The sequence below is a fragment of the Maribacter dokdonensis DSW-8 genome, from assembly GCF_001447995.1.
GTDB lineage: Bacteria > Bacteroidota > Bacteroidia > Flavobacteriales > Flavobacteriaceae > Maribacter > Maribacter dokdonensis.
In genome coordinates this window covers 734,426-759,930 of record NZ_LDPE01000001.1, presented here as the reverse complement: position 1 = coordinate 759,930, position 25,505 = coordinate 734,426, and the positions used below count along the sequence as shown (strand labels likewise).

The following is a 25,505-nucleotide window of genomic DNA, read 5'->3' as shown; positions in this document are numbered from 1 at the left end:
CAGTTTTTATAAACTGCCCATTAATACATGATTTTTTATTGGCACCGCCAAAGGGTATAACACCCCTAGGCTTGCCTCTAATTTAAAAGTATGTTTCCTTTATATGCCTCATGGGCTTGCCCGGAGGTGTTTTACTTCTTATGAAGCATTGACGACCCCAAGGGTATACAATTGTTCAAGGGTTGGTGATTCGCTACCACCAGCAGGTTCTAAGGTAATACCAAATGCCTCTGACTCATTAGGATTATTTAATGCAAAGACTTTGTTTTCATCTGTTGCAAAATCTTCAAGAAGACCCATACTGGTTGGTGTAAGCGGCGAAAGTTTAAGAGACCAAACCTGGTAAACAAAACCATCTGGCGGTTCTGGCAGCCCTTTGGCATCTATAAATACTTTTTCTTCTTGTTTGTTCCAATACGCCTTGGCGTATGAAGTAGGTGAAACGTCTTGCCCTCCTAAAGGGATAACACTAATATTCTTATCTCTAAGTGTATTCAATAATTCTTGGGTCTGTTGTAAAGAAGAATCGGTATCGGCAATTTGCTGCTCCAAATCTAAATTCTGCTTTTCTACTACTTCAATGTTAGATTTCAAATCTTGATTTTGCTGATACATCCAGAATAGTCCTACTGCCAATAAAATAGATGCAGCCCAACCCATATAAGATAAGAATGGAGTACTACGTTTTTCATTCATATCAACTACCTTGACCTCACCATTAATTCTATTCATCAATGCTTTAAATGAATAATGATATCCTGGTGAAGCTTTTCTGGACAATTCTAATATTGAAGCCTCAATTTCCTCGATCTCCTTTTTTATTTCTGGATACTCCTTGGCATAGTTGGCAATCTCAAGATTTTCTTTCTCTGAGAGTGTACCGGCTACGTAAAGCTCCAAAATTCCCGATGCTATGTATTTTTCTACATCCATACTATCTTACCTCCATATTCTCCCTTAATTGGGAAATGCAACTTCTATTTCTTGTTTTTACAGTGCCTAAGGGAATTTCCAATTCTTCTGCAGCATCTTTTTGTGTATAACCCCTAAAGTATAACAGTTCAATGATCTGAACACATTTTTCCTTTAAATTATTAACAAGTTTTCTTAGACCTTTAGTATCTACAGATGAACTTTCTTCTTCTTCCCTGTGCTGTAAAATACCTACGAAGTAATCTGCGGAAAGATTCTTTTTATCATTTTTATACGACCTACTGCGTATTTCATCGATAGCTGCATTTCTGGCTATGTTAAGGATCCATGTGAAAAATCTACCTTTAGAAGAATTATAACTTTCACAGTTATTCCAAATCTTTATAAATACGTCTTGACAGATTTCTTGGGCCAAGGCATCGTTTTTTACTATGGTATTGATAACACCACAGATATTTTCACTATACATGCCATATAGCTTTTCGAAAGCCAAAGGGTCTTTCTTTTTAAATTGATCAACCAATAGGTCTAATTGCATATTAAATATTTTGTAACGGTTAAAAATAGAAAAAGCTGTTCTAAGAACAGCTTTTATCCGAAATATTATTAACCCTATTCAATAATACCGGCACAACTAACACGTGCACCTGCATCACCACTAGGTTGAGAAGTGTAATCATCAACACCTTGGTGTACAATAACCCCTTTTCCTAAAATGTTCTTATTTTCATCATCACAGCCAATACACCATTCGTCTGTTGAAAACTCAACTTTGGCGTTACCCTCGGCATCTGCGTTAAAGTTACCTATATCACCTTTATGATATCCTTCACTTGCTCCCCATTTACCATGTGGCTCATTTGTTGGGTTCCAGTGTCCTCCAGCAGAAGAACCATCGGCTGCAGTACAGTCTGCCGTTTGGTGAATGTGTATGGCATGTTCGCCTTCGCTCAAGCCAGATAACATGGCCACCATATCAACTTCGCCATCATCTTCGGTAAAAATGACTTCACCTTTAACATTGCTATCACTTTTTGGTTCAAGCATAAACTTTACAACAGTATCTTGTTCTGTCATTTCATTTTCTGCCTCATCCATTAATTCTTCCATTTCCTCTTTAGCCTCTGATGCTTCTTTTTTTACTTCTTTGCAACTGAAGACAGCCAATAGTGCCAACAGTGCTAATTCAACTTTTAATATTTTCATGTTAATCTATTTTAGTGTGAAGCAACAAATTAGCCAATAAATAATGTAATATCAAGTAGTTAAGTGCATAGAGCAATACTTTTAATCTTTAGTGATAAAAAAAGAGGAGCGTTAACGCTCCTCCTTATCTATACATATATAATAGTTATTATTTTTTATCCAAAAGCACTTCGGCTTTAACGGCAACTTCGCTCCAAGTTTTGCTCACACCATCTTTACCGGTATGTAAAATTTCACAAGCTTTGTTTATAGAGGCAACGGCATCTAAAGCGTTCCAGTTTTCCAAATCCATTACACCACTAAAAGTAATTTTGTTGTCGCCATCCATTTCGTAGGTAAGGGGTATATTTTGGGTTTCACCATTTAAGGTAACGTCTATAGAGCTATTTTCACCTTCTACCTTAACCACACCAGAAATAAGCTCGGTATCTTTTAATACTCCAAAAAAGAATTCTAAAAGCTTTGGGTCTCTAGTACCGGTAGGGTCATTGGTAAACAAACTGCTTACGGGAATACTAAATTCAGTTCCGTTTAAAGCTTCCATGGCAGTTGCTCCACTTGTTGTGTTGGTAAAGTTTATCTTTTTGAACATACCGCCAACTGGCACTTTATCAGTTGTTTTGTATGCGGTGAAACTTACCTTGGTAGAGTCTTGAACCAAGCTGTACATATCAGTAGTTTCTGCTGTGGCTTCAACATTTTTAGAATCTTCACTTTTTTTAGCGTCCTTGCAACTTGCGAAAATGATCAATAATGCACTCGCGAAAGTCAATGCTATTTTTTTCATAATAATGTAGTTTGTTTATGGTATAAATTTACTTCTTCTTTTTAAAAATGCCACGCAGATCGGTGTTATAAAAAACACCAATTTGTAGACGATCGTAATTAGCCCCTGTAAAGTGATTTTTTAAGTAGCCAAATTGCATGCTTAAATCTTCGGTAACATTAACCCCAAGTGCGGCATAGGCACGGTTTTGACCGAATGCACTGTCTTGTAGATTTATGAAAATCTCATCATAGAAATTCAAGAAAAAGATATCGGTTAGGGGTAAGGTCATTTGAATTCTATAACGAGCTCTGTGCAATGTGTTGCTTTCACCGGTAAAATTGTTTTGTACAAAGCGCTGCTCTAGGCGGTAACGATGTTCAAAATTAAATTCCCACACTTTATTTTTAAGAATGAACTGCTCAAATATACGATGCTCGGAAATTGAATTGTTTTCAACTAAAGTATTTACACCAAGTTCATCAAACTCCGTAAAAGTAGGGTCGGTTTCAATAAACCCGTAGCCTAAAGTAGCGATAGCATCAGGGTTAATATGATAATTCACCCCAGTTCTTAGAAGCAACTGGTTAAAGTTCGATGCCATTTCATAATATCTAAATTGAGCTTCGGTATGTATACTCCATTTATCGGCAATTTTATTGGTTCCAAAATACATGAACCAACTACCAAAATCGTCTTCTCCTGTACCATCACTTTGAGCATTTATTTGATTAATAGTTGCTAATAATACTAGTAACGTAAAAACTTTCTTCATTCTTTAATTTAATATGAAACTTAAAATTTTGGCTTTACTTATCGCCTTCTTCAATGGGTGTTGCTTTATCCTTCTTCAAATACAAATCTAAAAAATCTAAAACCCTACTATACGCTTCAATCTGATTTTCTTTTTTTACAAAACCATGACCTTCATCTTCAAAGAGCACGTATTCTACGGGAACACCGTTCTTTTTTACACCTGCAACAATTTCGTCAGATTCTACTTGTAATACTCTAGGGTCTTGCGAACCTTGTAAAACAATTAAAGGTTTGGTCACCTTATCGGTATGAAACAAAGGGGAAATCTCTTTTAACCGAACGGAATCTGCACTGTATGGGTCTCCTAATTCTTTATATAAGGCATCTTTAAAAGACTCCCACCATGGCGGTATACTTTTTAATGTTCGTACCCAATTGGTTACGCCAAACAAATTTACCCCAACGGCAAACTCTTCTGGGGTATAGGTCAATGCCGCCATAGTCATATAACCACCGTAAGAGCCGCCAATGATTCCAATTTTATTAGCATCTATTTCTGGCTGTTGGGCAAGCCAATTTTTGCCTTCTACACAGTCTTTTAAATCCTTATCGCCATGGTTTAAATCATCCATTTGATAAAAAGTTTTGCCATAGCCGCTACTACCTCTGTTGTTAACGGCTAGTACGGCATAGCCATGATTGGTCAAATATTGAATAAATGAGCTAAAGTTCTGTCTACTTTGTCCGCCCGGTCCGCCATGAACCCAAACCAATGCAGGTACTTTGGTGTCCGCACTTGCCTGGTGGGGCTTGTAATAAATGGCAGGAATTTCAACCCCATCAAAAGACTTGTAACGTATTACTTCTGCGTTCACCAAGTCTTCACCATTTATTTCGTTATTTAAAACATTGGTTAACTGGGTCTGTTCTTTGGTTTCTAAATTATAAACGAACAAATTAGAAGGGGTGTGTGACCCACCAGCATAAAAACGCATTAGTTTTTCATCATCTGAGAAATCTACACTGGTTACGTCCAAACCATCCAAAGAAGGAAGAGCAACATTTTCACCGGTGCTAACATTATTTATTTCAATGACATTCTTGGCGTCTTCGTTAATATAGGTTACCTGATAGGTACCGTTTTCCGTAAAATAGGTACCCCATATATCCCAATTTTTTTGCATTACCTTTTCTCTGTTGCCAGTGGCAATATCGTACTTCATTAAATAAGAGAATTCCTCTCCATCATCTGTGGTATAATACAAAGAAGAACCATCATTGGAAAATCCAGAGCTACTGTTGGCGCTTTGATTTTCATTGATTTTGGTCAGCTTTTTATCCGATAAAGTGTAAATAAACAAATCGGAATCATTGGTATTGATGGGCTTGCCCAAGGTTATATATTTCTTGTCCTCGGAAATTCCGTCAATGCTATAACCTTCCGTATTTTCATAGATCAGGGTAGGCTCAAGAGTTTCTAAGTCCATTTCATAGATATCATCATTTCTAGGGTTTCTCTCGTTAGAAGTATAGTAAAAACTCATATCATCTTCTGCCCACCCGTAGAACGATGCACGGGCACCTTCTGCCGGTGTAAGGTCGGTCTGCGTACCGTCTAGATCTCTGACGTAAATATGAAATATCTCATCACCATTTCCATCCATTCTAAACAACATACGTTCATCTTTTGGAAAATAGGATATGGCGAATACAGATGCACTGTCAGACATAGTAACGGGAGTCAATTCACCGCCGCTTGTAGGCACTGTGTACATGTTGTAAATACCAGATCTATTACTTGAGATAAGTAATTTAGAATTATCAGGGGAAAAACTACCGCCACCAATGGCTTCGTTATCCATCATTTGTTTGATGGTATAGGTCTTCATCGTTTCTGCAATAGAAGGTTTTTTAGGTTCTTCTTTACAGCTTAACATAAGCGTAAACACAAAGCAAGCCATTAGGTACTTCATAGTATTGGTTTTTAGAATGTTAGACTTTTACATATTAATTCAAATTAAAAACTTCTGTTTCTTTAAAAGGTGATATATCTAAGCTTTTCATATTAGTTTGGTATTCTACCCATTCTTTGGCGAAGAAAGCATTTGTTTTTTGTAGCGCGCTCTGCAGATCATCTTTGGCAAATTGCATTAATTGTTTTTCCGTTGCCGTCATACCGGTTTTTCTAGATCCTACGTAGCGCCTTGCAATTTGAATACGTTGCATTACCGTCATTTCTTTACTACGGGTTATTCCTTGTCTTTTATCGACCTTACCTAAATATATAGCGGTGATAGAATCTATTTGTTTAATGATATCTTTAGAGGCGTCTATTTGTTCTTTGTACTTTTTATCGTCCTCTTTTTTCAGATCTTTTTGAAACTTCTCTGCAACCTCTTTACTTTTTGCCAATTGCAGTACCGCATCTGCTGCTGTCTGCATGTATGATTCCAATTCTTTTCCGTTTGCATAGGCTTCATTGATTCCTGTTTGAGATACTTCTAAACGTGGGTCTGATTTTACCGTAATCGTAGTTTCTTCTTCCAGATCACCGTATAACATTTTTATGGTATAGGTGCCTGGTTTTACGTCTAAACCGCCAGACTCTTTCTTTTTGGTCTGTACTTTTCTAGAAGGTCTATCCGCGCCTTTTTCATCCATTCCCCAGTAAATTCTGTGAAATCCTGCTTTTTCTGGAGTCTTGTATTTTAAAGTTCGAATCAGTCTATCGCCATCGTAAAAATCGAACTGAACGGAATCCTTCTTTTGAACTCCGGTCAACGCAACGCTATCTGTTTCTTCTTCTGTTTTTTCTTCGGATGAATCCTCTTTTCTACCCTTCATGCCCTTGCCTTTTTTGGCAGATTTTTTACCTTCCTTTAAATAAAAGGTAATCATAGCACCGGACTTTCTGTTTTCACCTTGGTAAAGACCATCGGCACCAAAACGACTGCCTGTAGGTTGTTGGTAGGATGCCTGATATGCCGTTGGCGGAGTAAATAATTCTATTTCCTTGTTTAAAATGGTAGCATCTGCGGCTAGAGCTCGTAACGGACGAATATCATCTAATACCCACGCAGCACGACCAAATGTACCGATCACCAAATCTTGCTCTCTTGGGTGAATGGCTAAATCTTTGGTAGAAACCGTTGGGAAACCTTCGGTCCATTTCTGCCATTTTTCTCCGGCATTGAAAGAAACATACAATCCGTCATCGGTACCTAGGAACAATAAATTAGGATTTTCAGGGTCTTCAATAATAGATAGGGTATAGCTTTCTACATCTGTGGCATCAACAATTCTTGTCCAAGTTTTACCATAGTCTTTGGTGCGGTACGCATATGGCGTATAATTGAATCTTCTATAGTCGTTGGCGATCAACAATGCTTCACCCTTATTACGGGTAGATGCCTTTATTTGCGGAATCCAACTTCCTTTAGGTAAGCCTTTGATGTTTGCGGTTACTTCTGTCCAGGTTCCACCTCCGTTTTGGGTATAGTGCACTCGACCGTCATCAGAACCTACCCAAAGCATATCCCTTTCAACTGCAGAGGGTTCAATAACCAAAATTGTGGTATGGTTTTCGGCACCAGTCGCATCCATAGATAAACCGCCGCTTTCACTTTGCTTTTGTTTTTCTGGATCGTTCGTTGTCAAATCAGGTGAAATCACTTTCCAAGTCAATGCTTTATCCGTACTCTTATGTACAAACTGACTACCAAAATAAACGGTACTGGTATCAAAAGGATCTTGACTAATGGCCGAGTTCCAATTGAAACGTAATTCGGTATCCGCATCTGGTGGAGTAGGGCGTACAATGTAGTTATCACCGGTTACATGATCAAAACGTTGTACGTTACCTTGTTGGCTCATGGTATACCCATATCTGGAATCTACAGGATCGGGAACAACATCAAAACCATCACCAAAACTAATTTCTTGCCAGTAGCTATTACGAATTCCCTGTGATTTCCAAACATAGGCAGGTCCTCTCCAAGAACCGTTATCTTGCATACCACCGTAGACATTATATGGATATTCATTATCTACTGCAATGTGGTAGAATTGCGCCACGGGAAGGTTGCCCACAAATCGCCATGTTTTTCCGCCATCTTTAGAAATATTAAGTCCGCCATCATTACCGTCCATCATAAACTGTCCGTTTTCTGGGTGGATCCAAAAGGCGTGATGATCGGGGTGTACCCCATTATCCGCCCGGTATGCAGGCATCAATTGCGTAAAGTTTTTACCGCCATCTTGCGAAACGTTCACATAGGTGAATACGGAGAATACCCTGTTTTCATTTTCAGGATCAACATAAATTTCAGAGTAATAGAAAGGTCTGTTGCCTATATCGCTCTTATCATTTACTTTCTTCCATTTAAAGCCGCCATCTTCAGATTTGTACAACGCGTTCTTTTTAGCTTCAACCAAGGCATAGATAACCTCAGGTTTTCCCGGAGCAATGGCTACACCAATTCTACCCAGGTCACCAGCTGGTAAGCCATCTTCCTCGCTTAATTTTTTCCAATTTTTACCACCATCGTGGGTCATGTAAAGTCCGCTACCTGCACCACCGGAGTTAAAGAACCAAGGTTCGCGCTTGTGTTCCCACATGGCAGCGATCAGCTTATTAGGATTGGTAGGATCCATAATAAGATCTGCAACCCCTGTTTTGTTATTTACGAACAACACCTTTTCCCAAGTCTCGCCACCATCGGTAGTTTTAAAAACGCCGCGTTCTGGGTGTTCTCCCCAAGGAGATCCAATAGCACCTACATAAACGGTGTTAGGGTTCATGGGGTCTATTTTGATTCTATGAATATGTCTGGTTTTTTCAAGACCCATAGATTTCCAGGTCTTTCCACCATCAAGGGATTTGTATACTCCGTAACCACCGTTTAAGCTATTTCTTGGGTTACCTTCACCAGTACCAGCCCAAATTACGGACGGATTACTTTGTTGAATAGCAAGCGCACCAATAGATGCGGTCACTTCTTTATCAAAAATAGGTTCCCATTTTACGCCGCCGGACGTAGATTTCCATAATCCGCCAGAAGCGGTACCTACATACATAATATCCGGATTGTCATTGACAACATCAATGGCGGTTACACGACCGCTCATACCACCGGGACCAATATTACGGGGCTTTAAGTCTTGAACCAGGTCCATTTTAAAATCTTGTGCAGAAACGAAAATAGATGCGAAAAGCATCAACAGGGAGAGTAATCTTCTTGTCATTTGAGTGGTTTGTTAGTTATGTTTCTAAAAATAGCGGAAAAGAAAAGGAAGTATTCTTAAAAGGATGTTAACAGTATGTAGTTTTGAAGAATCCGTAATCCTTTAACAGTTTTGCAGTCCAGTGTTCAGTAGGCAGTATCAGTTTTCAGTCAGTGGTTACAGTGTAGTTTACGTTGCTGAATGGTCAGTTCGAGGGGCTTTTTAGTTGTAGCATAGCGGAAACTGAAAAGTTGCCTGCCTGACGACGGGCAGGTATCTAGAATTTTTGGAACACGTAAAGGTTCTCGATACCCTCCTTCTCGGCGGGCAAGCAAATTTCTCGTTCCTCGAAATTCACTCGAACTGACAAATAGTGATTAAGGTCACTGTGCGTAGCCGAAGTGATAGTTTGTTCAGTAGGCAGTATCAGTTTTCAGTTAACAGTATCAGTTTTCAAAAACCAGTTTCGCTATGAGTTTTTCATTCTTGTTTTATCACATTGTAAATAAGGTCACTGAGCGTAGCCGAAGTGATAGTTTGTTCAGTTGGCAGTATCAGTTTTCAGTCTCCACCAATAGTTGAGCCATGCGTTTCTCCTAAACCAAGGTCACTGAGCGTAGCCGAAGTGACCGAGCAACGAGCAACGAGCAACGAGCAACGAGCAACGAGCAACGAGCACGAGTAACCAACAACCAATCAAAGAACTTGAAAAATCCCGAACAACTCGTTCCCCTGTCTTGGTTTAATGGAGTTATAGCAAGGATCGAAAGTGATCGTTTTAAAATAGGGTGATAAATAATTGATGTACAGATCTTTGTTTCCGCCAAATGGGCGCTTTTCCATATCACCGGTAAGGGGAAAAGTGAACCAGAGTCCCACTAATTTCCCATTAGGTTTCAATAGGCTTGCCATTTGTTTGGCATAGGCATTTCTATTGGCATCGGTAGGTACAAAGGAGCAGAAAAAGGTTTGCTCTAAAATTAGATCGTATTGGCCTTTGAACTCAAAAAAATCAGATTGGTGCATGTTTTTATCCGGGAAATCGGGGTTTCTTTTTTTAAATTCTTTTAATGGGATTTCGGAAATATCTAGAATATGGACATTGGTAAATCCTTGTTTCCAAAGGTATTCGGCTTCGTAAGCATTTCCGGCACCCGGAATTAAAATCTGAATCGATGTATCGGTTAATTGATCGGCATATTCTTTAATGGGCGTAGAAGGGTAGCCAATGTCCCAACCCATATCTTTGTTCATATACCTTTCTGTCCAATAATGCTCTTCTTCTATCAAGATAATATAGTATTTGTCGGTACAGTAAATTTAATCAGAATTAGCCAATTTCTACCATCTATGTAGAATTGAATACCATTGATCATAGTTTCATTGCCGTAGATAAATCAAATACCTATCTTTCGTATCTACTAAATACCAACTACTTAAATACATGAAATACTCTTTTTTATCGGTAATGGCAATTTGCTTAACGTACGTATGTTCAGCACAGACAAATCCACAATGGGCACGTTACCCGGCCATTTCTCCCAACGGTGAAACTATAGCGTTTACGTACAAAGGAAACCTCTTTACAGTGCCTGTAGATGGTGGCGTGGCCAAACAACTAACATACCATGTTGCTAATGATTATGCCCCGGTTTGGAGCAAGAACGGAGAAAAAATTGCTTTCTCCTCGGACAGATACGGCAATTTTGATGTGTATGTCATGGATGCCAAAGGCGGACCGTCAACTAGATTGACCTATCATAGTAACGATGAAAAGGCATTCAGTTTTTCTGCTGACGATACCGCAGTTTTATTTGGCGCCATGCGATTGGATGATGCCGAGCATCGGCAATACCCAACAGCATCGCAACCAGAACTGTACAGTGTTCCCGCAAATGGGGGCAGGGTAGTTCAGGTGTTGACCGTTCCAGCAGAAGATGTACAAGTAAATGCCGATGGCTCTAAAATGGTGTACCATGATAAAAAAGGCTATGAAGATGCCTTTAGAAAGCATCACACATCTGCTATTACCAGAGATATTTGGTCGTATGAACCAGCAACGGGAAAACATACTAAATTAACCAATTTTAAAGGGGAAGACCGTAATCCGGTATTTTCAAAAGACGGTAGTGCCATTTACTATTTAAGCGAGCAAGAAGGCTCTTTTAATGTCTATTCCATGTCGTTGACGGGAGCATCTGAAATTACTGCACATACCGGTTTTAAGACTCACCCGGTACGCTCATTAAGTATTGGGGACAATACCTTGGCATTTGGTTATGATGGCGAAATTTATACGCTAAAAGCCGGAGAAGGTGCTAAGAAGGTAGAAATAATAGTAAGAACGCAAGAAGATAGTAATGCTATCACCTATAAATCGGTCAACGGTGGTGTGCAAGAAATGGATGTAGCCCCTAACGGCAAGGAAATTGCTTTCATAAGCAGGGGAGAAGTATTTGTGACCTCTGTAGATGGTTCTTTGACCAAGCGTATCACCAACACCCCGGAACAGGAACGCTTTGTAAAGTTTATGCCAGATGGCACATCTGTAGCGTACAGCAGTGAACGCAATGGCAAGTGGAGCATTTTTAAATCTTCAAAGGTGCGATCGGAAGAGCCTTATTTCTTTGCGGCTACCCTGATCAAAGAAGATACTTTGGTAACGTCTAAAAATGATATTTACTTGCCTGAGTTTTCTCCGGATAGTACCTATGTGGCATATATAGAAGATAGAAAGACCTTAAAGGTCAAGAATCTAAAAACAAAAGAGGTAAGCACATTATTGACTCCAGATGAAATCATACATATGAGGGACGGAGACCAGTATTATCAGTGGAGTCCGGATAGCAAATGGCTATTGGTAGACTGGAGTGTTTCACTGAACAACACGGAGGTGCTTTTGATATCCAAGGATGGGAAAAAGCGTAAAAACCTGACCCAAAGTGGCTACTATGAGTACTATCCAAAATGGGTGAATGATGGTAGTCAGATCATGTATTTCACTAACCGTAACGGTCTAAAAAGTTATGCCACCAGTGGTTCTTTTGAGACCGATGTATATACCATGTTCTTGACCCAAGAGTCTTGGGACAAATTCAACAATACCAAAGAAGAGTATGATCTGTTGAAAATGATAGAAGAGACTAAAAAAGAAAAAGAAGGCGAGGATAAAGACGATAAAAAGAAGAAGGGTAAGAAGGAAGAGAAACCTAAAATAAATACCTTAAAATTCGATTTGGAGGATGTAGACCGAAGAAAAGCCCGATTAACCATACACTCCTCTAAATTGTCTGATGCCGTACTCTCTAAAGATGGGGAAAAACTGTACTACCTGACCAAATTTGAAAAGGACTATAATCTTTGGGAAACCGAAATACGTACCAAAAGCACCAAAATGTTGGTGGCACTAGGAGCAAAATCGGCAAGTTTACAGTGGGATGCCAAGAAGGAAAACTTATTTCTATTATCAGATGGTAGCATTTCTAAAGTAGATGTTGCGGGCGGTAAAAAAGAACCGGTAAAACTGAAAGCCGAAATGGTATTGGATGCCGATGCCGAACGCAAATTTATGTTCGATCACATTTGGCTAAAGACCAATGGCATATTTTATACATCTACCTTTCATGGAATTGATTGGCAAGCTATGCGCTCCGAATATGAAAAATACCTGCCGCATATTGGCAATGACTTTGAGTTTATGGAAATGGTATCGGAAATGTTGGGAGAGCTGAACGTGAGTCACGCTGGCGGACGCTTCTACGGTGCTATTGAAAATGGTGATGAAACCGCATCGTTGGGTATTTTTATGGATTATGATTATAAAGGCGACGGAATAAAAATTACCGAAGTCATAAAGGGTGGTCCGTTGGATAAGGCTGGTTTTGACATTTTACCCGGCATGATCATACAGAAAATAAACGGTGAAACTATTGATGCAGGCACGGATGTGGCGCGCTATTTAAACCGCATTGCCGGAGATTTTACCCTGCTGGATATTGTGGATGAAAAAGGCAAAAAGAAACAGCTGACCGTAAAGCCTATTTCGCTAAGGGAAGAAGGAGGTCTGTTGTATGATCGTTGGGTGAAAACCAATGAAAAAGAAGTATTGAAAAAAAGCAACGGAACCTTGGGCTATGTGCATATACCGGGCATGGCAGACGGACCTTACCGTACCATTTATGAAGAAATGTTGGGCAAGTTCAATGATAAAAAAGCGGTCATTATAGATACCCGTTTTAATGGTGGTGGCGATTTAGTAGCAGACCTGGCCATGTTTTTTACCGGTATACCATTTTTATCTTACGAAACTGAAGATAGGGTAGTAGGTGGCGAGCCAACCTCTAGGTGGACAAAACCAACCTTGGCCATGTTCAATGAATCTATGTATAGTGATGGTTCTTGCTTTGCGAGCGGTTATGTGGATCTAAAGATCGGTAAGACCGTGGGAATGCCCGTACCGGGTACCTGTAGCTTTGCCGGTTGGGAACGTTTACCCAATGGAGGTGTTTGGGGCGTAGTACCCGTAAGTGCCAAAAACAAAGCAGGCGAGTGGATGGAAAACAACGAGACCGATCCAGAATTCATTGTTAAAAACCAACCCAGTGTTATTGCAAACGGCATTGATCAGCAACTAGAGAAGTCAATTGAGGTGTTACTGAAAGAGGTGGAGTAGCGCTGAATTTAGTACATAAGAGTAAATTACAATTGTACATATATTTTTATATTTAGGGATATGTACAATTGTGTTCATATACAATAGTTGGCGGTAATTTCTAAAAACTTACGGTTGCTTTTAAATGGAAAAAGTGAATTATGAAACTCAAAAGAATTTTAATTATTGTTGTTTCTGTTTTTGCATTAATAGTTGCAGGAGGCTATTTTCTTTTGACCAAATTTCTAAAAGCTGCGGGAGAAGAATGTGACGTCAAAATAATTGCCAAAATTAACGAATATGAAGTACAAGATAAAAGTTGTATTGGTTTTGCTGGACCTAGATATACAACCTATTATATCTATAAAAATGGACTGAATATAGGAACGGGAAAAAAACTTGACTCTTGCTCAATCCGATTTCGACCTAATCATTTGATTCTAGACTTTAATATTTGTTCAAACGAATTAAAGCAATCCAAAATGGGTATCGAAAATCAAGATTTGGAAAAATAAAAAAACTACCGCCAACAGAACCTAAACGTAATACGGACTTTAGGGCTAAATCCAAAAGTCTGCGTATATTTATAAAGTCGCTATCCCGATAGCTATTGGGAATAGATTTAGCTTTAGATAAGAAAAAAAATAAAGCAAAACAATAACATTTAGCATCCATGCATAGACCTGCCGGAAGGCAGGCGGAAACGAAAAGTTTCCTTACTTCCCCACTACGCATAGCACAGGCCACGTGCTTCATACTGAAAAACGAAACGGATAATATAAACGGGAAAGCCGAAAACCGACCAATGTAGGCACTAAACAATCAGAATTATGAAAATACGAACTAACCGATTAGCATTAATGGCAACACTTTTTGCAATGGTTTTTGTATTCCAAAGTTGTGAACAAAAACAAAAGGAGGAAACTAGAGAAGTGGAAGAAGGGGTAATTGTTGAACCCGAGAAACCTGAATATTTTCTATTGCGACCAGAAGTAGAAAAAGCTTATGGATATTCTCACGCTGTGAAAATTGGGAATAGCATTAAAATTTCTGGTGCTGTAAGTATGGATGATGAGGGAAATCCAACTGCTATTGGCGATATGGAACAGCAGATGAAGAATTGTTATGCTGATCTGGAAAAAATATTGAAACACTTTGGTTGCACATTTGACGATGTTGTAAAAGAAGATGTTTTTACTACTGATATGGCGCAAATGTTGGAAAAATCAGCATATCGTGCTGAAATTTATAAAAATGGATTTCCAACTGGCTCTTGGCTAGAAGTAAAAGGATTGGCACTTCCTGAATTTATGGTTGAAATAGAACTCGAAGTGCATAAATCGGAATAAAAAGTACGACAACAGAACAAGGTAATTGAAATTTAGACAGATTCAACTATCTCGAAACAAGATTGGGACAGGCTGTGCTAATCCACTCGGAATTGCTTATGCCCTTGATAAATCGAAAATAATCGCTAATTTAATCCGTAACTAACGGTTATGCGAGACCGTTGTGTGCAACTAAATGACCTAACCTAAAATAAGAATATGAATAACAAAAGACTTAAAAAATCTAATGATAAAATGATAGCTGGAATTTGCTCTGGAATCGCTGAGTATGTTGATTGGAAAACCTACCACGTAAGAACAATTTTCTTAATCGCAACATTATTAGGAGCTTCAGGACTTATAATTTATACTATTTTAAATTTCATAATGCCTAATTCTAATACTGATTATTTAGCTTAAAAAGATATTTCAATTATTCTTTTTAAAATCATGCTATTTTAATCGTTAGTAAGATTGAAATCAACCAAAGACTAAGACTATACAAAATATCACTATAGTTCTATAATCGGAATTTCATTAAAAAACGAATTTTCCTTTATGAAAAAACTGTTTAACAGTGATAAATCGATTAGACTTAGAAGATTGGTTTAGATATTAATTTGAAATTATATAATAAAGCTACCCACAAAAATGTATAACCACAATTACGGCAGATTTGACTTCGTCCTAATCCACTCGGAATTGCTTACGCCCTTGATAAACCGAGAATAATCGCTAATTTAATCCGTAATTATCTGATATATAATGCTAAAATAGCAAGAACAACCATAAAAAGAATTAGGGTCATATGAAAATAATAAAGAAAATAGGAAAGTGGTTTTTGGTTTTACTGGGAGCGCTAGTTGCATTTATTTTAGTTGTTTTATTAGTTATCCGAATCAATAGTTCCGGAGAAGAAGAACCTTTTTTAGATGAACAAGGTAATGTGCTTCCAAATAGTATTGCCATGCACGAGGACATGACGATAAACGGAGTGCCACAACGAATTACGATTAGGGGGAAAGACAAAAATAATCCCGTGCTACTAATAGTTCACGGCGGACCGGGTGCACCAATTTTACCGGTTATTTATAAACTCACTGGGATTGATTTAGAAGATATATTCACGGTTTGTTATTGGGATCAAAGAGGGTCTGGACTAGCTTATAATGATAGCATACCTGATTCAGCAATTACCTTAAACCAAATAGTGGAAGATGGTTTGCAACTATCAGAACATCTAAAAGAGACTTTTAAAAAGGATAGGATTTACATTGAAGGCTTATCATGGGGAACAGCGGTAGCAGCTTATATGGTACAAAAACAGCCTGAATTATATCACGCTTATATTGGTAGTGGTCTAATGGCGAATCTATCACTCTCGGAAGAATTGTCCTATGAATTTGCACTATCGGAATCACAAAAGCACAATGATACTATTTCAGTCAATCTATTAAAACAAATTGGAAGGCCACCGTATATTGAAAACTCAAAAAATTCAGTAACTGAAGCCTTTGAAATAGAAAGACAAATTGTTATGAAGTATGCACCGATAAAATTAGAAACCGATTTCAATTTTATTAAAAGGATGTTTTTGGATAATGGATTAACGTTTAGTGAAAAATTTACGGATATGATCAATAGTCCAGAAACTTACTATCCTGCAGCTAAGATTTTACAACCCACTGCAATAGATATGAATTTAATGCGTGATATTCCAGAATTTAAAGTACCTGTGTATATTTTGCAAGGAGATAATGACCATTTTACCGAAACCTCTGTTGCAAAGATGTATTTTGATTCCATTAGGGCGCCTTCAAAAAAATGGTTTTTATTTGAGAATGGCACACACGGAGTACAGGTAGAATATCCAGAAAAATATCGTTCCATATACATCAACGAAATATTGAAAAAATAATTTGTACGAAGACGGAAACAATAGGTTTGTTTACCTTCATATAATGTTTAGCCAAGCTATTATCTGTATTTAAAAAATGAAATTATGGACGTATTAAAACTAGCAATAGAATGGGCAAAAGCCGAAGTATTCTCAACACGTTTCTTTATTTTCTTTGCAATTGGCTTTTTTATCGCAAGTGTAGGATTTTGGCAATTGGGAAAAACAGATTTAGCAAAGGCATATATCATTCCAACGCTAGTAGTAGGTATCTTACTCTTAATAATTGGTAGCGGCACTAACTACGCCAATAATAAAAGAATTAAACAATTTGAAAAGGATTTTAATTCCGATGAAATTGCCTTTTATCAGTCCGAAATTAAACGATCTGAATCCACTATTAAGCAATTTGTGGCGGTATTTAAAATTGTTCCAATAGTAATCATCATTGCGGCATTATTAATACTATATGTGAATACCCCAACTTGGAGAGCAATCTGTATTACAACTCTTTCCATGTTAATGGTCATTTTATTCATTGACGGAAATGCACTGTCAAGAATAGAAAACTACCACAAAGCATTAAAATTGTTGGACTTGAATAACAGAACAACTAATAAAATGTAGTAATTTGTCTTGTGTTTCATTAGAAAAGTAACACTCACAATTGCCTTGCTTTTCTTACGAAGCCGTTAGCAATAATAGCATTTGAACGCAAATGGAAAAGAAAAAGATACATTTTGACCATATGAAAAGCTGGATTTGGATATTCATTCTATTTCTTTCTCTAATTTTTATTTTGGTGGGTCTTTTTGAATTATTTGAATTTGAAAATCCAAAACTGAACAAAAGAATAAGTGCTATTGGATTTTTTCTACAACTGGTTTATTTCAGTAAAATGTTTTGGTATAAGAATTATGTTCAATGGAACAAAAAAGGAGCTGTTGTTCGAGTAAACTCTTGGATTTCAAAATCATTGAATTTTGACCAAATTAATAAGACCGAATTAATTCAGAATACATTAATAATTACAAAGAACAATGGAGATACAGTTACGTTTGACCTGAATGAAATTAAGGAAACTGATACTCAAAAACTGAATGAGATAATAGTAAAAAATACTATTGCCAATAACGTATTACGCAACTAGAGCAAATTGGACTACGATGGTATCCGCTCGGATTTGCAAACCTTAGTTCTTAACCGTTTTGAATAATTTAACGACCACTTGAATTGAAAATTAGAAAAGCAACAGAAACTGATATTGCCCAAGTATGGGAAATATTCTCAAAAGTGATTGAAACTGGAGATACCTATGTTTTCAATCCAAATACACCGAAAAAGGATTTGAAAAAGCATTGGTTTGCTAATTATATGGAAACTTATGTTATTGAAGAGAACGGACAAATACTTGGTACATATATTATTAAACCCAATCAAATTGATTTAGGAAACCATATTGCAAATTGCAGTTATATGGTAAATCCCAATTCTCACGGAAAGGGCATTGGAAAAAAACTTTGTGAACATTCTCTCGAAATAGCAAAGGAAAATCAATTTATAGGAATTCAATTCAATATCGTAGTAAGTACGAATAAAGGAGCAGTTGAATTATGGAAAAAATATGGATTTGAAATCATTGGAACTACGCCTAAGGGATTTAGACACCCTAAATTAGGATTGGTAGATACCTATATTATGTATAAGCATTTAAAGAAATAAAAAACTACCTATAACAGTGTAATTACGCAACTATTGCGGATTCGATTTTATATCAATCCACTTGTAATTGTTGACATCATTGTTTTAACTATTCCACACAAAATGAAAAAACTATTCACCCTTCATAATTTAAAATTCGTATTAGGTTTCGCAACCGGATTTATTATTTATGATGCCTTTGCAAAAGATGAAATTGACTGGGTAAAAGCAATTGTTGTGGCCATTTTGTCTGTGGTTATAATGTTTGGGATTGATAGGGTAAAAAAATAGGATTAAATTTGCTTCGACTTAAGGCTAGAAAATTCTTCTTACTCCTATACCGGTCACTAGTTAAAGCAAACATTCAATTCATTTTATACCAAGTCTAAAACAACCTCATGATTACATTTATTACGGCAATGATTTTATTGGTATTGGGGTATATGTTCTACGGCAAGTTCGTGGATAAAACCTTTCAGCCCAATGAAACCAAAGATACTCCTGCACACACTATGGAAGACGGGGTAGACTTTGTGCCCATGAACAGTAATAGAAATGCATTTATTCAAATTTTGAATATTGCAGGGGTAGGTCCTATTTTTGGTCCCATATTGGGTGCTTTGTACGGTCCCATAGCCTTTATTTGGATTGTGCTTGGATCCATCTTTGCAGGTGCCGTTCATGATTACCTTACCGGTATGATTTCCTTACGTTTTGGCGGTGCACACTTGCCGGCATTGGCATCGCGGTTTTTAGGGAAATCATTTAGTCACGTGGTTAATTTCTTTGCTCTATTACTTTTAATATTGGTGGGCACTGTTTTTGTTACCGCACCCGCAAATATGATCAATGATGTTATTGGTTCGGAAACCAATTATTTGACCATAGTTCTTTTTGCTATATTTTTTTATTACATAGTCGCAACCTTATTGCCCATAGATAAGATCATAGGTAAAATTTATCCCGTGCTGGGTTTGTTGCTCATATTAAGTGCCATTGGTATTTGCATAGGTATGTTCGTTATTGGAAATCCTATTCCGGAGCTTACGTTTCAAAATATGCATCCCCAGAACATTCCTTATTTTCCGGTTATTTTTTTAACGATATCCTGTGGGGCTTTATCGGGTTTCCATGCCACGCAATCGCCCATTATTTCGCGCACCATCAATAATGAGAAAGACGGTAGAAAAGTATTTTATGGCATGATGATTCTTGAGGCAGCCATTGCAATGGTGTGGGCAGCGGCATCCATGAGTATTTTAGATGGAGACCAGTTAAATGAGCTGTTACAAAACGGAGGACCTACAGCCGTGGTAAACAAAATTGCCATTATTTCATTAGGAAGCATTGGCGGTACCATAGCTGTATTGGGCGTTATAGTGCTACCCATAACATCGGGAGATACCTCGTTCAGGGCTGCACGTATGATTATTGCCGATTATTTGAAGATAGACCAAAAAGTATTGAAGAATCGGTTTATGGTGGCAATTCCGTTGTTTATCATTTCGTTCATTTTAACCAACATGGACTTTCAGCTATTGTGGAGGTATTTTTCATGGGCAAACCAAGTTACGGCTGCTATTGCCCTGTGGATCGGAGCAGTTTATTTATATCAAAAGAAGACGTATTATTTAATAGCCTTAGTGCCCGCATTTTTTATTACTAGTGTTGTGGGTTCTTACATATTTTATGACCCAAATGTTGGGTTGGGTTTGGATATTCAAATATCCAATTGGATTGGTATAGGGATTTCAACCTTGATCACCATTCTGTTTTTTACAAATAAGAGGGAACAGGGAGTACCGCATTAAATCATCAATAAACTTCATTGCAAAATAGTAGCAATGAAATGTATTTTGTCATCATAAGCGTTAGTTAGAATTAATGGAAAACGAAAAAGTATTTAGAACCAAAACTGGATTTTGCCATATTTTACCGGACAGAATTTTGCTTACTAGGGATGGGGTTAAAGGTAATGTTGCAAATGCTACTATTGGTAAAAGTATCACGGGAGTTTTAATTATTTACGGTGGTATAGCTGCATTTTTATTGTTTTCGGCATTTCAAAGTTTTCAAAAAGGAGAGATACCTATTGCCGTGGTGTATAGCATAGTTGGTCTGTTTTTGGTATATGGTATTTTTAAAAGTCTAAATAATTCAGCCACACCAATTATCCAAAGAGATAAAATTAAAAGTGTAAAATTTAAGAAAGCGATTTTGGCAATTACCCGGTCTAGATTTGAAGTTGTTTTTGAAGAGGATGGGGCTATTAAAAAGCGTATAATTATGTTGCCAGGTATAATGGGTAATGGGCAGAATGAGACTGAAAAGGCTAGGAAAATGATGATTGAAGAGAAGTTGTTAAACGAATAACATGTAGTTTTTATTGAACTATTCTAGTTTCATAAAATCTAAAGGCGAAATCGTACTACAACCTCCTTTAAATATTAGTCGGTTTTAGATAAAATCAATGATAAGAAAAATACTAAAAAAGCTATCCTGGTTCATTTTTTATCTACTATTCAATGCAGTGCTATTTTTTATTGAAGTAAGTGTGTTGTTCACTACGAATGATGGTTTTACAGGCGGTAGCGGATTTGAATCCGTAGACGATGTTTTAGAAGCGCTCAATGTAGTATTTAACATCCTTGAAGGCATGGTTATGGTGTTCTATTTATATACAGCTATAGGCTTGGCTATTGTTGCTTTGTTACTGTTCATTCCTGTTCAAGTGTACTATATAAACCGTAAATTTAAAAATCACAGGAAGAAGTTTTTATATAGTTTACTAGCTTCTTTCGCTGTAGTAATGACCTTGAAGTTGCTATTATATGCTTGGATGTTTATAGATTTGAATTATCTCTAATATTGTTTTAGAATATTATAGTTTGACTTTGGTCAAATAAAATATAATCTAAACCCACCAAACAAATAACCATGGGAAAGAAATTGGAATCCATTACACCTCAATTACAGGAATTCATAGAACATCAGAACATATTTTTTGTGGGTACTGCGGCTGAAGAGGGCAATGTAAATGTCTCGCCAAAGGGAACGGACTCCTTTCGGGTCATTAACAAGAATAAAATTGTTTGGTTAAATCTAACCGGTAGTGGTAATGAAACCGCTGCACACCTGATCAAAAATAATAGAATGACCATAATGTTCTGTGCCTTTGAGGGTAAACCTATAATTTTGAGATTGTACGGTGTAGCTAAAATATACCATAGAAGAGATCAAGAATTTTCAAAGTACATTAACCTTTTTCCTGAAAATACAGGGTCCCGGCAAATTATAGAAATGCAAGTGGACTTGGTTCAGACCTCGTGCGGATTCGCCGTTCCGTTCATGGATTTTAGAGAAGAACGAACTACCTTAAACGATTGGTCTAAAAAGCAAGGTGAGGAAAAGATCAAAGAATATTGGAAAAATAAGAATACCAAAAGTATAGATGGTTTTGAAACCCATATTTTAGGAAACTAACAGATAAAATAAACAATATATTGAAGCAATCCATAGCACGTATAGCATTGGTCGTTGATGATTACGATAAAGCCATTGAATTTTATACTAAAAAATTAGACTTCCTACTGGTGGAAGATACCCCGTTAGAAGGGGAAAAACGTTGGGTCACAGTTACACCACCAGGTGATGGGCAATGCACTTTGGTTTTGGCAAAAGCGGACAATGAAGCGCAGGAATCAAGGATAGGAAACCAAACAGGCGGACGGGTATTTCTATTTTTGTATACAGATGATTTTTGGCGAGATTACTATGCCATGGTAGAAAGAGGTGTAAAGTTTGTTAGAGAGCCAGAAAAGATGCCGTATGGTATGGTAGCCGTATTCAAAGACCTATATGGCAACCTATGGGATTTATTGGAACCTGCTTCTTAATTATAGGTCCATTTTAAACCAAAGAAGATAGTGCTGAAGTTTTTAAAAAACATGTTCAAGTTAAACGGGCTCACCGGTTTTACCATTTCTAGAAATGCCATAACCGCTAAAAGGCTACTCTGTGGTATTGGAACATCTAGCATAGGAGAAAGCAGTATTGAAATTTCGGATTACCCTTTTGAACCTTCGGTCGTCTATCCTTCAGCAAGCATAGAAGCCCATGAAATTGATGCTATTTCCTTAGAGTTTGGTTTGTGTAAAGTATATGTAAAAGATGATATTGTTTTTGTGTCCGCTGAAAAGAAGAAGGAGCTAGCGCATTTCGCTAAAGTTCATAATTTAAAATTGATACCCTATAGTTGGAATTGGGATTGGCTTCTAGAACCATACTTGGATACGGAATTTACCAAAGAGAACGAGCAACGGGTGTTGGAGAGACTTCTGGAAAACGGATTTACCGCCACTGAAATCGATGCCATAAGAGCCGAAGTGAAAAAACAAATGTATGTCTATAATTTTGATACCATGCTTTGGGATTGGTGTAGTCTAAGCTTATCTGATGTTTTGAGCGCCATGCGCGCAAAATATAATAAAGTCCAATTTCGTAACTTTTATAGTCGCGCTTTGGAAATTGAAAAACGTTCCCCAACAAATACAAAGTAATCGTACTATCTTTAAAGTAAATAAGGAGTATAAAAAATGGCAAAATTCTAAGTAGACTTTTGCCATTTTATTTAGGTAAAACTATGTGCTATTGTAAGGTAGACTTAAGCATCCAGATTAGTTTTTCTTGTCCGGATATTAAATCGCTAATCAACGTAGCGGTACCTTCATCATTGTTGTCAGATGAAAATTCCAAAATTTCTCGCTCTTGAATCAATAACTCGTTCAAGTTATCTATCAATAAAGATATACCTGTAGCACCGTCAGACACTTCTTTGATGATTCTAATAGTCTTGTTGTCCAAGTAATCTTCAAACGTATGTAAAGGTTGTTGATCTAGGGTCAAAATACGTTCAGCGATCTCATCAACGGTTTCAGTAGCTTCGGTGTATAACTCTTCAAATTTTTCATGTAGAAGAAAGAAATTGCTTCCTTTTACATTCCAATGCATACCTCTCAAATTCATATAATGAACTTGATAATTAGCTAAAAGAAGGTTTAATTTATCACCGATCTCTATTTTGTAATCTTGGTCTATTCCCACGTTTTTATGTAAAGATTCCATAAGTATGTTGTTTTAATTTCTTGATGTAAAATTACGAATAAAGCCCCTGTTTATGGGTGACAAATGTTACATAACCCATATGATTTTCTTATACTGCTATCATTTTTTATGAGTGATAAAAGTTGTCTTTTTAAGCAATTGTAGTTGACCAAATAGATTCGTAAATTAGAAAGGTTAAAACAGATAATTAACCGCCATGCAAATACCCGAAATACCTAATTTAATTCACTATGCCATTCCGTTTTTTACGGTCACGGTAATTTTAGAAGTAATACTGTCGGTAAAAATCAAGCTACATGATTATGAGTTTAAAGATGCGGGTACTTCAATTGTAATGGGGTTGGGTAATGTGGCCATTGGCTTGGTAACCAAGGGCATTGCATTAGGGTTCTTTTATTTGCTGTATAATTTCTATCATATTTTTGAAATTCCGTTTGCGTGGTGGTCTTGGTTAATACTTTTATTTGCCGAAGACCTTTGCTATTATTGGTTTCATAGGACCAGTCATGTAAGTCGGTTTTTCTGGGCTAGCCATGTGGTACATCATTCCTCTAAAAATTACAATCTAAGCACGGCTTTAAGACAATCTTGGTCAGGCGGATTTTACACCTTTATTTTTTGGACTCCGCTCATACTCATCGGTTTTCATCCGGTGATGGTTTTGGTACAGATGTCCGTCAGTCTTATTTATCAATATTGGATTCATACCGAGTATATTACCAAACTGCCCAAATGGTTTGAAGCTGTTTTTAATACGCCCAGTCACCACAGGGTACACCATGCCACCAATCCGCAATATTTAGATAGAAACCATGCCGGTATTTTTATTATTTGGGATAGATTGTTCGGCACCTTTGAGCCCGAGGTAGAAAAACCGGTATACGGTTTGGTAACGAACATAAACACGTATAATCCTATAAAAATTGCTTTTGGAGAGTGGTACAAAATGTTGACCGATTTCTTTACTTCAAAAACCTCATTGGTAAATAGGTTCAAATACTTGACAAAACCACCGGGCTGGAAACATGATGGCACTAGTATTCTTTCTACAGATTTGCGGAGGGATTGGGAAGAAAGTAAGAATGCGGAATTGTAATTGCTGTAACAATACTGAATGATTATCGTCATATAAACAACCAACCAATTCAATTTTCAATATGAGCAATAAGCTAATAGCGTATATAGGTATTTTAGGAGTTAGTTTATTTGCGATTGCCGCTATTGTTGGTCCGTTATTAATTGAAGATTACAGCGTAGTAAGTCAGTACATAAGTGAATCTTTTGCATCTAATACTGAATATGGATTGTATTTGCAATACTTCGGCTATGTACCAAGCGGAATTCTCCTAACTATGTATTGTTTTAGTGCTCCCAAAAAATTTCCAAGCTCAAAGTTAGTGGTAGCGGGATTTTTTGGTTTGGCACTTTTCTACGGATTGGGAACTACTTTGGTAGGATTATTTCCATGTGATGCCGGGTGCCCAACAGATGTAATGGACTCCAGCCTAGCTCAACTTATACATAATGCAGTAGCATCTTTAACGTATATATTTTTTCCTATTTGTTTGATGGGAATAGGGTTGGGTTTAAAGAAATCTGAGAACTACGATCGCTTATCTCAAATAGCGATTGTTACGGGAATCATCAGCGGTATTTTCATATTCGCGCTATTCTCAAATCCGGAATCTGACTATAGAGGTATTTTACAACGTATAATAGAAACCTGTTTCATCATATTTATAGTTTCTAGTGCGTTGAGAATTACCAAGGATGCGGGAAAATAGTATTAAGTACTTAGTACAAAGTATCAAGTTCAAAGTAATTAGTATTAAGTACAACGATTAATAGTCTCGAAATAGCTGCGTTGCGCTCGTTATGGCGAACAACCAACAACGAAAAACGAAAAACGATTTTTGGTCA

At 37.2% G+C, this 25,505-nt stretch carries 26 protein-coding genes; 17 read left to right on the top strand and 9 right to left on the bottom strand.

Features of this window, described 5'->3' with window-relative positions:
* Positions 1–138: 138 nt before the first annotated feature.
* The 8 genes from I600_RS03525 to I600_RS03490 all read right to left on the bottom strand — a co-directional run bounded on the left by I600_RS03525 (position 139) and on the right by I600_RS03490 (position 10,174).
* Positions 139–933: an anti-sigma factor gene (locus I600_RS03525; RefSeq protein WP_058103113.1), complete on the bottom strand. Its 795-nt coding sequence runs from the start codon at positions 931–933 to the stop codon at positions 139–141.
* 1 nt (position 934) lies between these two features.
* The gene (locus tag I600_RS03520; RefSeq protein WP_058103112.1) at positions 935–1,471 is read right to left on the bottom strand and encodes an RNA polymerase sigma factor; all 537 of its coding nucleotides are present in this window, start codon (positions 1,469–1,471) and stop codon (positions 935–937) included.
* Positions 1,472–1,545: 74 nt separating this feature from the next.
* Positions 1,546–2,139, bottom strand: coding sequence for a superoxide dismutase family protein (locus tag I600_RS03515; protein ID WP_058103111.1), 594 nt, complete (start codon positions 2,137–2,139; stop codon positions 1,546–1,548).
* Between the two features lie 148 nt (positions 2,140–2,287).
* A complete protein-coding gene (locus tag I600_RS03510) occupies positions 2,288–2,926 on the bottom strand; it encodes a YceI family protein (protein ID WP_058103110.1) in 639 nt (212 codons plus the stop codon).
* A gap of 28 nt (positions 2,927–2,954) precedes the next feature.
* Entirely contained in the window at positions 2,955–3,680 is a 726-nt protein-coding gene (locus tag I600_RS03505) for a DUF2490 domain-containing protein (RefSeq protein WP_058103109.1), read from the bottom strand.
* Between the two features lie 34 nt (positions 3,681–3,714).
* Positions 3,715–5,634, bottom strand: a complete 1,920-nt coding sequence (locus I600_RS03500) for a S9 family peptidase (RefSeq protein WP_058103108.1) — start codon at positions 5,632–5,634, stop codon at positions 3,715–3,717.
* A 34-nt stretch (positions 5,635–5,668) separates the two neighbouring features.
* Positions 5,669–8,905, bottom strand: coding sequence for a VPS10 domain-containing protein (locus I600_RS03495; protein ID WP_058103107.1), 3,237 nt, complete (start codon positions 8,903–8,905; stop codon positions 5,669–5,671).
* 675 nt (positions 8,906–9,580) lie between these two features.
* On the bottom strand, positions 9,581–10,174 hold the full coding sequence (locus tag I600_RS03490) for a methyltransferase (protein WP_082642877.1): 594 nt from the start codon (positions 10,172–10,174) through the stop codon (positions 9,581–9,583).
* Between the two features lie 154 nt (positions 10,175–10,328).
* Here I600_RS03490 and I600_RS03485 point away from each other — a divergent pair, with 154 nt between their 5' ends.
* From I600_RS03485 to I600_RS03420, 15 genes are all read left to right on the top strand, one after another.
* Complete coding sequence (locus tag I600_RS03485) at positions 10,329–13,556, top strand: S41 family peptidase (protein ID WP_058103106.1); 3,228 nt, start codon at positions 10,329–10,331, stop codon at positions 13,554–13,556.
* A gap of 140 nt (positions 13,557–13,696) precedes the next feature.
* Entirely contained in the window at positions 13,697–14,050 is a 354-nt protein-coding gene (locus I600_RS03480; protein WP_058103105.1) for a hypothetical protein, read from the top strand.
* Between the two features lie 315 nt (positions 14,051–14,365).
* Positions 14,366–14,884 (top strand): RidA family protein, encoded by a 519-nt coding sequence (locus tag I600_RS03475; protein WP_058103104.1) that lies wholly within the window; start codon positions 14,366–14,368, stop codon positions 14,882–14,884.
* Between the two features lie 198 nt (positions 14,885–15,082).
* Positions 15,083–15,283, top strand: a complete 201-nt coding sequence (locus tag I600_RS03470) for a PspC domain-containing protein (RefSeq protein WP_058103103.1) — start codon at positions 15,083–15,085, stop codon at positions 15,281–15,283.
* A gap of 388 nt (positions 15,284–15,671) precedes the next feature.
* Entirely contained in the window at positions 15,672–16,781 is a 1,110-nt protein-coding gene (locus I600_RS03465) for an alpha/beta fold hydrolase (RefSeq protein WP_058103102.1), read from the top strand.
* Between the two features lie 84 nt (positions 16,782–16,865).
* Positions 16,866–17,387 carry a hypothetical protein gene (locus tag I600_RS03460; RefSeq protein WP_058103101.1) on the top strand — a complete coding sequence of 174 codons (522 nt, stop codon included), beginning with the start codon at positions 16,866–16,868 and terminating at the stop codon, positions 17,385–17,387.
* Positions 17,388–17,478: 91 nt separating this feature from the next.
* Positions 17,479–17,910, top strand: coding sequence for a hypothetical protein (locus tag I600_RS03455; protein WP_058103100.1), 432 nt, complete (start codon positions 17,479–17,481; stop codon positions 17,908–17,910).
* A gap of 83 nt (positions 17,911–17,993) precedes the next feature.
* On the top strand, positions 17,994–18,482 hold the full coding sequence (locus I600_RS03450) for a GNAT family N-acetyltransferase (RefSeq protein ID WP_058103099.1): 489 nt from the start codon (positions 17,994–17,996) through the stop codon (positions 18,480–18,482).
* 102 nt (positions 18,483–18,584) lie between these two features.
* Positions 18,585–18,752 (top strand): hypothetical protein, encoded by a 168-nt coding sequence (locus tag I600_RS19150; protein WP_157490837.1) that lies wholly within the window; start codon positions 18,585–18,587, stop codon positions 18,750–18,752.
* A gap of 107 nt (positions 18,753–18,859) precedes the next feature.
* Positions 18,860–20,272 (top strand): carbon starvation CstA family protein, encoded by a 1,413-nt coding sequence (locus I600_RS03445; protein ID WP_058103098.1) that lies wholly within the window; start codon positions 18,860–18,862, stop codon positions 20,270–20,272.
* A gap of 73 nt (positions 20,273–20,345) precedes the next feature.
* Complete coding sequence (locus I600_RS03440; RefSeq protein WP_058103097.1) at positions 20,346–20,834, top strand: hypothetical protein; 489 nt, start codon at positions 20,346–20,348, stop codon at positions 20,832–20,834.
* Between the two features lie 97 nt (positions 20,835–20,931).
* On the top strand, positions 20,932–21,327 hold the full coding sequence (locus tag I600_RS03435; RefSeq protein ID WP_058103096.1) for a hypothetical protein: 396 nt from the start codon (positions 20,932–20,934) through the stop codon (positions 21,325–21,327).
* A 71-nt stretch (positions 21,328–21,398) separates the two neighbouring features.
* Positions 21,399–21,944 carry a pyridoxamine 5'-phosphate oxidase family protein gene (locus tag I600_RS03430; RefSeq protein ID WP_058103095.1) on the top strand — a complete coding sequence of 182 codons (546 nt, stop codon included), beginning with the start codon at positions 21,399–21,401 and terminating at the stop codon, positions 21,942–21,944.
* 20 nt (positions 21,945–21,964) lie between these two features.
* Positions 21,965–22,357 carry a VOC family protein gene (locus I600_RS03425; protein WP_058103094.1) on the top strand — a complete coding sequence of 131 codons (393 nt, stop codon included), beginning with the start codon at positions 21,965–21,967 and terminating at the stop codon, positions 22,355–22,357.
* A gap of 51 nt (positions 22,358–22,408) precedes the next feature.
* Entirely contained in the window at positions 22,409–23,020 is a 612-nt protein-coding gene (locus I600_RS03420) for a hypothetical protein (protein WP_058103093.1), read from the top strand.
* Between the two features lie 88 nt (positions 23,021–23,108).
* On the opposite strand, the gene I600_RS03415 is transcribed toward I600_RS03420, so the two are convergent.
* Positions 23,109–23,585, bottom strand: coding sequence for a Dps family protein (locus I600_RS03415; RefSeq protein ID WP_058103092.1), 477 nt, complete (start codon positions 23,583–23,585; stop codon positions 23,109–23,111).
* A gap of 196 nt (positions 23,586–23,781) precedes the next feature.
* Between I600_RS03415 and I600_RS03410 the strand changes: the two genes are divergently transcribed.
* Both I600_RS03410 and I600_RS03405 read left to right on the top strand, forming a co-directional pair.
* Positions 23,782–24,681, top strand: a complete 900-nt coding sequence (locus I600_RS03410; protein WP_058103091.1) for a sterol desaturase family protein — start codon at positions 23,782–23,784, stop codon at positions 24,679–24,681.
* Between the two features lie 61 nt (positions 24,682–24,742).
* Positions 24,743–25,369 carry a DUF998 domain-containing protein gene (locus I600_RS03405; RefSeq protein WP_058103090.1) on the top strand — a complete coding sequence of 209 codons (627 nt, stop codon included), beginning with the start codon at positions 24,743–24,745 and terminating at the stop codon, positions 25,367–25,369.
* Positions 25,370–25,505 lie beyond the last annotated feature (136 nt).

Coding starts and splice junctions, on each gene's coding strand:
- I600_RS03505 (WP_058103109.1), bottom strand. CDS start 3,680: ATGAAGAAAGTTTTTACGTTACTAGTATTATTAGCAACTATTAATCAA.
- I600_RS03480 (WP_058103105.1), top strand. CDS start 13,697: ATGAAACTCAAAAGAATTTTAATTATTGTTGTTTCTGTTTTTGCATTA.
- I600_RS03405 (WP_058103090.1), top strand. CDS start 24,743: ATGAGCAATAAGCTAATAGCGTATATAGGTATTTTAGGAGTTAGTTTA.
- I600_RS19150 (WP_157490837.1), top strand. CDS start 18,585: ATGAAAAAACTATTCACCCTTCATAATTTAAAATTCGTATTAGGTTTC.
- I600_RS03525 (WP_058103113.1), bottom strand. CDS start 933: ATGGATGTAGAAAAATACATAGCATCGGGAATTTTGGAGCTTTACGTA.
- I600_RS03465 (WP_058103102.1), top strand. CDS start 15,672: ATGAAAATAATAAAGAAAATAGGAAAGTGGTTTTTGGTTTTACTGGGA.
- I600_RS03415 (WP_058103092.1), bottom strand. CDS start 23,585: ATGGAATCTTTACATAAAAACGTGGGAATAGACCAAGATTACAAAATA.
- I600_RS03510 (WP_058103110.1), bottom strand. CDS start 2,926: ATGAAAAAAATAGCATTGACTTTCGCGAGTGCATTATTGATCATTTTC.
- I600_RS03455 (WP_058103100.1), top strand. CDS start 17,479: ATGGAAAAGAAAAAGATACATTTTGACCATATGAAAAGCTGGATTTGG.
- I600_RS03435 (WP_058103096.1), top strand. CDS start 20,932: ATGATAAGAAAAATACTAAAAAAGCTATCCTGGTTCATTTTTTATCTA.
- I600_RS03515 (WP_058103111.1), bottom strand. CDS start 2,139: ATGAAAATATTAAAAGTTGAATTAGCACTGTTGGCACTATTGGCTGTC.
- I600_RS03440 (WP_058103097.1), top strand. CDS start 20,346: ATGGAAAACGAAAAAGTATTTAGAACCAAAACTGGATTTTGCCATATT.
- I600_RS03485 (WP_058103106.1), top strand. CDS start 10,329: ATGAAATACTCTTTTTTATCGGTAATGGCAATTTGCTTAACGTACGTA.
- I600_RS03430 (WP_058103095.1), top strand. CDS start 21,399: ATGGGAAAGAAATTGGAATCCATTACACCTCAATTACAGGAATTCATA.
- I600_RS03500 (WP_058103108.1), bottom strand. CDS start 5,634: ATGAAGTACCTAATGGCTTGCTTTGTGTTTACGCTTATGTTAAGCTGT.
- I600_RS03445 (WP_058103098.1), top strand. CDS start 18,860: ATGATTACATTTATTACGGCAATGATTTTATTGGTATTGGGGTATATG.
- I600_RS03495 (WP_058103107.1), bottom strand. CDS start 8,905: ATGACAAGAAGATTACTCTCCCTGTTGATGCTTTTCGCATCTATTTTC.
- I600_RS03410 (WP_058103091.1), top strand. CDS start 23,782: ATGCAAATACCCGAAATACCTAATTTAATTCACTATGCCATTCCGTTT.
- I600_RS03520 (WP_058103112.1), bottom strand. CDS start 1,471: ATGCAATTAGACCTATTGGTTGATCAATTTAAAAAGAAAGACCCTTTG.
- I600_RS03420 (WP_058103093.1), top strand. CDS start 22,409: ATGTTCAAGTTAAACGGGCTCACCGGTTTTACCATTTCTAGAAATGCC.
- I600_RS03475 (WP_058103104.1), top strand. CDS start 14,366: ATGAAAATACGAACTAACCGATTAGCATTAATGGCAACACTTTTTGCA.
- I600_RS03460 (WP_058103101.1), top strand. CDS start 16,866: ATGGACGTATTAAAACTAGCAATAGAATGGGCAAAAGCCGAAGTATTC.
- I600_RS03470 (WP_058103103.1), top strand. CDS start 15,083: ATGAATAACAAAAGACTTAAAAAATCTAATGATAAAATGATAGCTGGA.